This is a genomic window from Thermodesulfobacteriota bacterium (genome assembly GCA_040758155.1).
Lineage (GTDB): Bacteria > Desulfobacterota > Deferrimicrobia > Deferrimicrobiales > Deferrimicrobiaceae > UBA2219.
In genome coordinates this window covers 1-8,511 of sequence record JBFLWB010000036.1, presented here as the reverse complement: position 1 = coordinate 8,511, position 8,511 = coordinate 1, and the positions used below count along the sequence as shown (strand labels likewise).

Genomic DNA, 8,511 nt, shown 5'->3' with positions numbered 1-8,511 from the left:
CCGTCAGCGCAGCGGACACGGCCTCCAGGAGCGCCCGCTCCTCCTCGCCTTCGCGCGCGCCGCCTTCGCGGGGCCAGATCATAGCGTAACCGTGCTCCGCGCAGAACCGCTTCACCTGCTCCGTCTCCTCCGGCAGGAAGGGGATCTTTCGGGCCGCCACGGAAAAGGTGCCCCAGCCGCGGACCGCGACGACCCGGCCGGCGGCGGGCTCAAGTCCTGCGATGGCGAGCTCGGCGCGGATCGTGCGGAGGATCTTCGCGATCTCCCGGGGCGGGGTCTTCAGCCAGCCCGAGAACGCGAGCACCCCGCCTTCCCCGAGCCGGGCGAAGACCGCCCGGATTCCCTCGCGCGTGAGGAGGAACGTCTCGCCCGTGGCGTGGACCCCGAGCGAGGAGAAGGCGGCCGATGAGATGTCCGTCGTCTCGATGAGGTCGAAGACCCGCCGGTCCCGGGCAAGGAAGTTGCGCGCCCCCTCCTCCCGGATCTCCACGGGAAGAGTGGCCGGCCATCCCCCCGAGAATTCCCGGAGGTCGTCGCGGACCAGGCGCACGAGCTCGCGGGCGGGCTCCACGACCGTCACGGACTTCGCCCCGTGCGCCGCGGCGGTCAGCACCCCTTCCGCGCCCTTCATCCCGAGCTGCAGGACGCGCGGGCGGTCGACGAGCCGGTAGGGAAGGACGGAGGGGAAATGGCCGAGGTAGGCCGGGATCGAGCGCCCCCCGCCCTTCGGGACCGTCCCGATCGCCTCACCGTCCACAAACAGGATCGCCTGCGGCGGGATTTCCCCCTGGAACCGGACGCTCAATCCCGGCGCGTTATGGATCCCCGGTGCGAAGACCGCCCGGAAATCTCCCTCCATCCCGGCACGCGCCGCGATCTCCCGCGCCCCCGGAAGTCTCCGCACGGCCGAGAGGTCCTTGTAGGGCGTCAGCCGCTGCTCCGGCGGGGGAAGGAAAAGAAGGAGCAGGGCGGCGAGGGCGACGGCCGCCCTCCCCTTCCGCCGCTTTCCGCCCGCGTCCGACAGGACGATGAAGCATGCCGCGGCGCCCAGCGCCAAAGGAAGAAAAAGGAGCCGTTCGGTCGGAGCGGCGGCGAGGAACGGCAGCGTCCCGAAGGCGCCCGCCGCCAGCCCCGCAAAGGACGCCCCGTAGACCGGGCCGGGGCGGACCTCCAGGAACGCGAACGGGATGGCGGTCGCCGCGCCGGAAAGGAAGAAGGGCACGGAGAGGATGAAGAAGAAGGCCCCGAACCGCGGCCACGCGAGCGGGTCCCACAGCAGCAGGAACGGGTCGAACGGGACGTGCTGCGAGGCGCGGTACGCAAGGTCGAAGGCCGGCGCGGACAGCAGGACCGTCCATGCGAAGAGCCGGCCGGAATGCGGCTCCACGCGCCGCCGGGCGACGGCGAGGACGACCCCGGCCCCCCCGAAGCCGAGCATCGCCTGGGAGACGATCAGCGGGACGAAATGAGGCCAGAACCGGAAGGACAGGAGGCGGATGAGGACGATCTCGTACGCCATCGTGGCCGCCGATAGAAGGAAGACGGCCGGGACGATCCCGCGGGGAGCGACTCCCATATCAATGCCCGATGAGCCGGACGAAGGCGACGGGGAGGACGTTCCTGTGCGTGACCGCGCCCCGGGCGTCCTTCTCGATGAACACGAGGTTCTGCGTCATGAAGGGACCGCCGACGGGCATGATCATCCGGCCGCCGTTCTTGAGCTGGCGCAGCAGCGGCGGGGGGACGTGTCCCCCGGCGCAGGTCACGATGATGGCGTCGAACGGCGCCTTCTCCTCCCACCCGTAATAGCCGTCCCCCTGCCGGACGAAGACGTTGCGGAAGCCCAGGCCGGAGAGCGCCTTCCGGCTGCGGTCGGCCAGCGGCGCGAGGATCTCCACGGTGTACACCTCGGCCGCGATCTTCGCCGCGACCGCCGCCTGGTAACCGGAGCCTGTCCCCACCTCGAGGACCCTGTCGGACGCCTTAAGGCGCAGGATCTCCGTCATGAAACCGACGATGTAGGGCTGCGAGATCGTCTGCCCCTCCCCGATGGGCAGCGGGTACGGCCGGTACGCCTCCGCGCGCCGCTCGGGAGGAACGAAGAGGTGCCGGGGGACCTCCCGCATCGCGCCCAGAACGCCCGGATCGTCGATCCCGTCGCGTTCGATCTGGTCGCGGACCATCGCAAGCCGCTTCTGCAGGTAAGGATCGTCCGCCGCGGGGGCGGGAAGGAGCGCCGCGGAAAGGAGCGCGGCGGCGAGCGTGGCAAGGCGAAGGAAGACCATCCTCTTGCGCCTCTCCGGAAGCGCCGGAAGCGCCTCCTCGCTTTATTTTACACGATGCCGCACAATGGCCATGGATGGCCGAGAGCGGCCGATGCCCATGGATGGGCGAGTGCCGCGGAGGCCATGGATGGCCGAGAGCGGCCCCCGCCCATGTCCGCCCGTTCCTTTTTTCCGACGATTTACTGTACGACGACCTTGCGGGACTTCCTGGCCGCCTCCTCGGTCTTGGGCGCCCGAACCTCGAGGATCCCGTCCTTGAAGTGCGCCTCGACCTTGTCCGTCTTCACCTCCCAGGGAAGGTGGAACGTCCGCGCGAAGGAGCCGTAGGAACGTTCGTGGTGGTAGTAGTCCTTCCGCTCCACCTTTTCCTCCTTGTGCTTCTCGCCGGAGATGGTGACGGTCTTTTCGGTGATGTCTACGTGGATGTCCTCTTTCTTCATCCCGGGGATCTCCGCCTTCAGGACGACATGATCGCCGTCCTCGTAGATGTCCACCGTGGGAGAAACTTCGTACTCGCGCTCGCCCCACCAGGGCCACCAAGGCGCCCTCATCATCTCGAAGGGGCGATGCCAGAACTCCTCGAACCGCTTTTCGAAGTCCTCGAACGGGGATACGGCGGAGGTGTCCTTCTTCACCAGGGAAAGGGGATTTTTCCTCATGGCATGCCTCCGTTCAGCCGTCCTCCCCTCGTCCGTTGGTCCCGCCCATGCCCTCGCTCCTTTCCGGGGACTTCGTCGAGGGGCGCCGGACCGGCCTATCCATATACATATATTTTACGCCCGATCCGGGCGCGGGAATCCTCCCTCAACCGATCCGAACGAAGGAGAAATATCCTTATTTTCCGAACAGAACCGAGCTTCCGGTGTAGAAGGTCCCCGCCACGGCGGCGGTCATGAGGCACGCGAGGGTGGCGGCCGCCAGGGCGCGCGGGCCGATCCGGGAAAGGTCCTTCGTGCGGTGCGGGACGAGCGCGGCGGTGCCTCCGACGAAGATCGCCAGCGACGCGACGTGGGCGAAGCCGCAGAGGGCGTACGCGGCGATCACCGCGGAGCGCGGGGAGCGGACGGCGCCGGCGGCCAGCGCGGCGGCCAGGTCCTGGTACGCCTTCACCTCGGTCAGGATCGTCCGCTCGCCGATCAGCCGGGACACTTCCGCGGCGTCGGAGACGGGGACGCCGATGACCAGCGTCAGCGGGTAGAAGATGTACCCCAGCAGCCCTTTCAGCGACCAGTCGAACGATATGCCCGCCAGCGCGTTGATCCGGCTCCCGATCCCGCCCAGCGCCAGGTCGGCCAACGCGACGAGGCCCAGGAATGCCAGAAGCAGCGCGACGATCCCGACGATCATCCGCGCCCCCTCGTTCGCCCCCTTGATGACCGCCTCGATGACGGAGGATTCCCGCTCGTAATGCGGGGCAACGTCAACGCCCAAGGTGGCGGGCGCCTCCGTTTCGGGGAAGATCAGTTTCGATACGACCACGGCCGAAACGGCGGAGAGGATCGAGGCGGAGACGAGGTGCCCCGCGATGGCCGGGAACTGCCGCTGGAGCAGGAAGACGTACAGCGCCAGGACGTTGGAAGCGGTCGTCGCCATCCCGGCGGAGAGGATCGTGCAGAGCTCCGAACGCGTCATCCCTCCCAGGTGGGGCAGGACCGTCATGTTCGCCTCCACGCCGACGAAGATGTTCGAGGAGACGCTCAGCGACTCCGCGCCGCTGACACCTAAGGTCCGCGTGAAGATCCTTGCGAAGAAGCGGATCAGCCGCGGCATGACCCCGGCGTAATAGAGGGCCGACATCAGGCTCGCGAAGAAGACGATCGCGGGGAGCGCCTGGAAGGCGAGGATGAAGCCCAGCGACTCCTCTCCCCCTTCCCCGCGCGCGCCCGGCGGCAGCGCCAGGCGGCCGAACACGAAGCGGGTCCCCGCGGAGGCGCTGTCGAGCGCCTTCACGACGGCGTCGTTGATGAAGAGGAACGCCTTCGCCCCGGCCGGGACGACGAAGATGAAGAGCGCGATCAGGAGCTGCAGCGCCGTCCCCCCGAGGACGGCCTTCCAGTGGATCGTGCGCCGGTCGGTCGAGAGGAGCCATGCGAGGAACATCAGGACGAAGATCCCCGCGAGGCTGACCAGGTTGTGGAGTCCCGCGCCCTCCAAGGCCTTCAGACCGCCTCGAGGGTCGAAGGAGGCTTCGCGGCGATGTTGTAGGTGACGCTGACGACGCCGGGCACCTCATCCACGATCCGGCGGGCGAGCTCCTCGAGCGTCTCGTACGGGAGCCGGGTCGGCGTCGCCTTCCGCGCGTCGACGCTGTCCCAGCAGCGCACCTCGATCTGCTGTCCGAACTCGCGCCTTCCGTCCCGCAGCCCGGTCACGCGGTCGGCGTGCAGGATCGCCATATACTGGAACGCACCGTGGTCCGAGAGCATCCGTTCGACGATGGCGGTCGCCTTCCGCACCGTGCCCACCCGCTCCGGGGTCGCCTCGCCGATCACGCGCGCGGAGAGCGCCGGGCCGGGGAACGGGATGCGCCGGAACAGCTCCTCCGGCAGGCCGAGAGCCATCCCTACCTTCCGGACCGCGTCCTTCCGGAGCTGGACGAGCGGCTCGAGGATGCGGTAGCCGAACGCCTCCTGCGGGTCGATCCCGAGCTGCTCGATGATGTTGTGCTGCCGCTTGATCCCCGCGACGGCCTCCTCCACGTCGGTCAGGATCGTCCCCTGGAGCAGGAACTTCGCCCCGCTGGTGCGGACGACGCGGGCGAGCGCGTTCCGGTAGAACTCCCGGCTGACGGCCTCCCGCTTCTCCTCGGGATCGGTGATCCCTTTGAGGGCCGCGAAAAACTCCCTGCGGGCGTCGACGACGCGGACATCGACGCCGAGGTCCCGGAAAAGCTCCACGACCCGCTGCGGCTCCCCTTCCCGCATGAGGCCGTTCTCGACGAAGACGGTCTTGAGGCGGCGCCCCAGCGCCCGGTGCCCCAGCATCGTGACCGTGGAGGAGTCGACACCGCCCGAGAGGGCGTTGATCGCCGTCCCGTGGCCGACCGCGTCCTTGATCTCCGCGATCTTCCCCTGGATGAAACGCTCCACGTCCATCCCGCGGGCGACGATCTCCTCGATCATGCGGCGGCCCTCCTTCTCTGCCGGATGCATGCGGACGCCTTTATCATATCCAGCCGAGCAGGCGGAGGCCATCCCGAAGCAGGAAGCCGGCGAAAAGGAACAGCAGCAGCCCCAGCGCCCGCAGGATGAATTCGTACCGCCTCCCCTCCAGCAGGCGCGACGAACGCCCGGCGAGGACGGCAAGGGACATCTTGGAGCCCACGAGGCACCCGAGGAACCCGGCGACGAACAGCGCGGCGGCCGCAGGGCCGGTCTCCCGCCCTTTGAGGATCATCGGTGCGCCGACGGTCAGCCAGAACAGGTACGGGTGCGGGCTGAGGGCGTTGACCAGCGCCCCCTTGAGGAGCGATTGCGGCGCGGCGTCCTGCGCGGCCGGTCCCCGCCCCCTCGCCCGGAACGTCTCGTACGCCATGTGCGCCACCAGCGCCGCCCCCGCCAGCGACACCGCCCCCAGGAGCCCCCTGTACGCGGCAAACCGGGACAGGACGAACGTCGACAGGAGGATGATGGGAAAATCGGTGAGCAGGGGGGCCAGGGCGATCTTGATCCCCTCCCGGACCCCGTGGCGGACCGTTTGGGACAGCACCAGCGCGAGCAGAGGGCCCGGCGAGAAGCCCGCCGACAGACCGAGGAGCATGCCGGCGCCCAGGAAAGCCGTCATGCCGGCCCGATTCCCTCGATCCGCAGCTCCTCGAGGGAGCCCACGACGTGATCGGCGCGGGCGAGCGCCTCCGCGGAGTAGTTGTTGGCCACCGCGAGCACCGCGAGTCCCGCGCGCCTGGCGGCCGTCACGCCGTCCGGGGTGTCCTCGACGGCCAGGCATGCCCCCGCCGAGGCGACCTTCGATCCGCGGGAGCGGGTGAGCTCCCGGAATGCAAGGATGTACCCTTCCGGATCGGGCTTCCCCTTCCGTACGCTGTCGGCGGAAACGACGGCGGTGAAACAGCAGGCGATCCCGAACGCCGAAAGGATCGGGTCGATGTCGGCCCGCAGCGCCCCGCTGCAGATCGCCAGGGGAATCCTGGAGGCGTTCAGCGACCGGATCGTCTCGATCGCCCCGGGATAGCTGCTCACCCCCTGACGGACGGCATCCTGGAACAGCCGCGACTTGGCGTGGATCATCCGGGAAAGCCGCCCGTCCTCCAGCTCCCTTCCGTTCCTCAGGAAGGCCTTCCGAAAGGCGTCCCGGTCGTTGCAGCCCATGTAGTGGGCGACGTACTCCTCCCACGTGAAGGAGATCCCCTCGGGTTCGAGCGCCTTCCCGAACAGATCGAAGTGCAGCCGCTCGGTGTCGGCGATCACGCCGTCGAAATCGAAGATGACCGCCTCCGGCCTGGGCAGCGTCTCGAGCTGCGTCATCCGGGCGTCCCCCGCAGGCGGGCCGCCAGCGCCCGGAGCTGCCCCTGGTGGTCCTTCTCGTGCATCAGGATGACGACGGCGGGCCATTCGTACAGGTCCAGCTCCCCGTACAGGGGGTGCGGAAAGCGGGCCGCCCGCGGGTCGACGGCCGCGAGCATGGAGAAGGACTCCGCGGTCCGCTCCCGGGTCTCCCGCGCCAGGCGCAGCAGATCGTTTCTGCCCGGCGGGTCGTCCGGGCGGACGAGATCCGGCGCCTGGAAAGAGCCCACGGGCGCGGACAGCTCCCGGACGGACAGGAGGGAATCGTCCTCCGGATAGGAAGGCAGCCTCCCTTCCGCCGACTTGATCGCCTTCCGGATCACCTTGCTCGTCCCGGTCTCCGCCAGGAGGAGGTGGTACAGGATCTGCGCGGCGGACCAGCTCCCGGCCGCGCCCCGGTACATCTCCTCCTCCGTCAGCCCGGACACGATCCCGAGCGTCTCTCCGCGGACCGCCTCCATCTCCCCGAACAGCACTGCGAGTTTTCCCGGCAGCATGTGTCCATTCCCCCTTCGCGGTCTCCCCCGGAGATTGTTACACTATTCGGGTCGGAGCATCCATGGGGAGGTGCGGAAAATGAGCGGCCTCTCGATCTCCAGCACGGCGTTCGCGCACAACGGGATGATCCCCCCGCAACACACCTGCGACGGCGCGGATACCAGCCCGCCGCTGTCGGTCCGGGGCGTCCCCGGAAACGCAAAGACCCTCGCCCTGATCGTCGACGACCCGGACGCCCCCGGGAAAACCTGGGTCCACTGGGTGGTCTGGAACATCGGTGCGGACACGGCGGAGATCCCCTCGAACGCCGTCCCCGCCGGCGCGCTCCAGGGCAGGAACGATTTCGGGAAGACGGCCTACGGCGGCCCCTGCCCTCCTTCCGGGACCCACCGGTACTTCTTCAAGCTCTACGCGCTCGACGCCGCCCTGCCGCTGAACGCCGGCGCGACGAAGGCGCAGCTCGAAGAGGCGATGAAGGGGCGCGTTATCGGGAATGCCGAGCTGATCGGGCTGTACCGAAGGAAATGACGGCCCACCGCTTGTGCCCCTGGTGGCTGGGTTACTATCTGGCCTGCCCCGCGAGACGCCTGGTGCAGGACCCTGCGTCCATCCTGCGGTCTTTCGTGACCGAGGGGATGGTCGTGTTCGAGCCCGGCCCCGGGATGGGATTCTTCACGCTGGAGCTGGCGCGCCGTGTCGGCCCGGAAGGCAAGGTCGTCGCCGTGGACGTACAGCCCGGGATGCTCGAGGGGCTGCACAGCCGCGCGGAGAAGGCGGGCCTCCTGGGCCGGATCGACGCGCGGCTGGGCCGGGGCGACGGCATGGGTATCGAGGACCTCAAGGGCCGGGTCGATTTCGTCCTCGCCTTCGCCGTGGTGCACGAACTGCCGGACGCCGCCCGCTTTTTCGCCGAGGCGTATGACGCGATGAAGCCGGGGGGGCGGCTGCTGCTGGCGGAGCCGGCCTTCCACGTGTCGAAGAGGGAGTTCGCCGCGACGCTCGAGACGGCGCAGGAACAGGGTCTTCCGACGGATTCTCTCCCTGCGATCCGTTGGAGCCGGGCCGCCGTCCTGCGGAAGATGCCCGACGCCGCGTAACGGCAGAACATCAGAACCGAGAACCGGGACGTTCCTGAGAACTTCCGCAGAAGAGGGACAGACGTGCGAGGGAGAATAACCCCGCTACCCAAGAACGGCGAAGGAGAAGAA

General features: G+C 68.7%; 10 protein-coding genes. 2 read left to right on the top strand and 8 right to left on the bottom strand.

All coding sequences use genetic code 11. The features are described from left to right. The 8 genes from AB1346_02320 to AB1346_02285 form a co-directional block, all read right to left on the bottom strand. A partial coding sequence (locus AB1346_02320; protein MEW6719266.1) for a hypothetical protein occupies nucleotides 1-1,576 on the bottom strand: 1,576 nt, incomplete at its 3' end. A gap of 1 nt (nucleotide 1,577) precedes the next feature. After that, nucleotides 1,578-2,285: a protein-L-isoaspartate(D-aspartate) O-methyltransferase gene (locus AB1346_02315; GenBank protein MEW6719265.1), complete on the bottom strand. Its 708-nt coding sequence runs from the start codon at nucleotides 2,283-2,285 to the stop codon at nucleotides 1,578-1,580. A 179-nt stretch (nucleotides 2,286-2,464) separates the two neighbouring features. Further along, the gene (locus AB1346_02310) at nucleotides 2,465-2,944 is read right to left on the bottom strand and encodes an Hsp20/alpha crystallin family protein (protein ID MEW6719264.1); all 480 of its coding nucleotides are present in this window, start codon (nucleotides 2,942-2,944) and stop codon (nucleotides 2,465-2,467) included. Between the two features lie 175 nt (nucleotides 2,945-3,119). Further along, nucleotides 3,120-4,439 carry a nucleoside transporter C-terminal domain-containing protein gene (locus AB1346_02305; protein MEW6719263.1) on the bottom strand — a complete coding sequence of 440 codons (1,320 nt, stop codon included), beginning with the start codon at nucleotides 4,437-4,439 and terminating at the stop codon, nucleotides 3,120-3,122. Nucleotides 4,440-4,444: 5 nt separating this feature from the next. Then, nucleotides 4,445-5,407 carry an asparagine synthase-related protein gene (locus tag AB1346_02300; protein ID MEW6719262.1) on the bottom strand — a complete coding sequence of 321 codons (963 nt, stop codon included), beginning with the start codon at nucleotides 5,405-5,407 and terminating at the stop codon, nucleotides 4,445-4,447. A gap of 43 nt (nucleotides 5,408-5,450) precedes the next feature. Then, nucleotides 5,451-6,068 carry a LysE family translocator gene (locus tag AB1346_02295; protein MEW6719261.1) on the bottom strand — a complete coding sequence of 206 codons (618 nt, stop codon included), beginning with the start codon at nucleotides 6,066-6,068 and terminating at the stop codon, nucleotides 5,451-5,453. Beyond that, nucleotides 6,065-6,766 (bottom strand): HAD family phosphatase, encoded by a 702-nt coding sequence (locus tag AB1346_02290; protein MEW6719260.1) that lies wholly within the window; start codon nucleotides 6,764-6,766, stop codon nucleotides 6,065-6,067. Before AB1346_02290 ends, AB1346_02295 begins: the two co-directional genes overlap by 4 nt. Then, complete coding sequence (locus AB1346_02285; protein ID MEW6719259.1) at nucleotides 6,763-7,302, bottom strand: DinB family protein; 540 nt, start codon at nucleotides 7,300-7,302, stop codon at nucleotides 6,763-6,765. The genes AB1346_02290 and AB1346_02285 overlap by 4 nt, the downstream gene beginning before the upstream one ends. 79 nt (nucleotides 7,303-7,381) lie before the next feature. Between AB1346_02285 and AB1346_02280 the strand changes: the two genes are divergently transcribed. Together AB1346_02280 and AB1346_02275 are read left to right on the top strand one after the other, a co-directional pair. Then, nucleotides 7,382-7,831 carry a YbhB/YbcL family Raf kinase inhibitor-like protein gene (locus AB1346_02280; GenBank protein MEW6719258.1) on the top strand — a complete coding sequence of 150 codons (450 nt, stop codon included), beginning with the start codon at nucleotides 7,382-7,384 and terminating at the stop codon, nucleotides 7,829-7,831. Next, nucleotides 7,828-8,400, top strand: coding sequence for a methyltransferase domain-containing protein (locus tag AB1346_02275; protein ID MEW6719257.1), 573 nt, complete (start codon nucleotides 7,828-7,830; stop codon nucleotides 8,398-8,400). The genes AB1346_02280 and AB1346_02275 overlap by 4 nt, the downstream gene beginning before the upstream one ends. Nucleotides 8,401-8,511 lie beyond the last annotated feature (111 nt).

What these genes read in the sequence shown, in the direction of transcription:
- AB1346_02315 (MEW6719265.1), bottom strand. Translation starts at nt 2,285, where the DNA reads ATGGTCTTCCTTCGCCTTGCCACGCTCGCCGCCGCGCTCCTTTCCGCG.
- AB1346_02310 (MEW6719264.1), bottom strand. Translation starts at nt 2,944, where the DNA reads ATGAGGAAAAATCCCCTTTCCCTGGTGAAGAAGGACACCTCCGCCGTA.
- AB1346_02300 (MEW6719262.1), bottom strand. Translation starts at nt 5,407, where the DNA reads ATGATCGAGGAGATCGTCGCCCGCGGGATGGACGTGGAGCGTTTCATC.
- AB1346_02295 (MEW6719261.1), bottom strand. Translation starts at nt 6,068, where the DNA reads ATGACGGCTTTCCTGGGCGCCGGCATGCTCCTCGGTCTGTCGGCGGGC.
- AB1346_02290 (MEW6719260.1), bottom strand. Translation starts at nt 6,766, where the DNA reads ATGACGCAGCTCGAGACGCTGCCCAGGCCGGAGGCGGTCATCTTCGAT.
- AB1346_02285 (MEW6719259.1), bottom strand. Translation starts at nt 7,302, where the DNA reads ATGCTGCCGGGAAAACTCGCAGTGCTGTTCGGGGAGATGGAGGCGGTC.
- AB1346_02280 (MEW6719258.1), top strand. Translation starts at nt 7,382, where the DNA reads ATGAGCGGCCTCTCGATCTCCAGCACGGCGTTCGCGCACAACGGGATG.
- AB1346_02275 (MEW6719257.1), top strand. Translation starts at nt 7,828, where the DNA reads ATGACGGCCCACCGCTTGTGCCCCTGGTGGCTGGGTTACTATCTGGCC.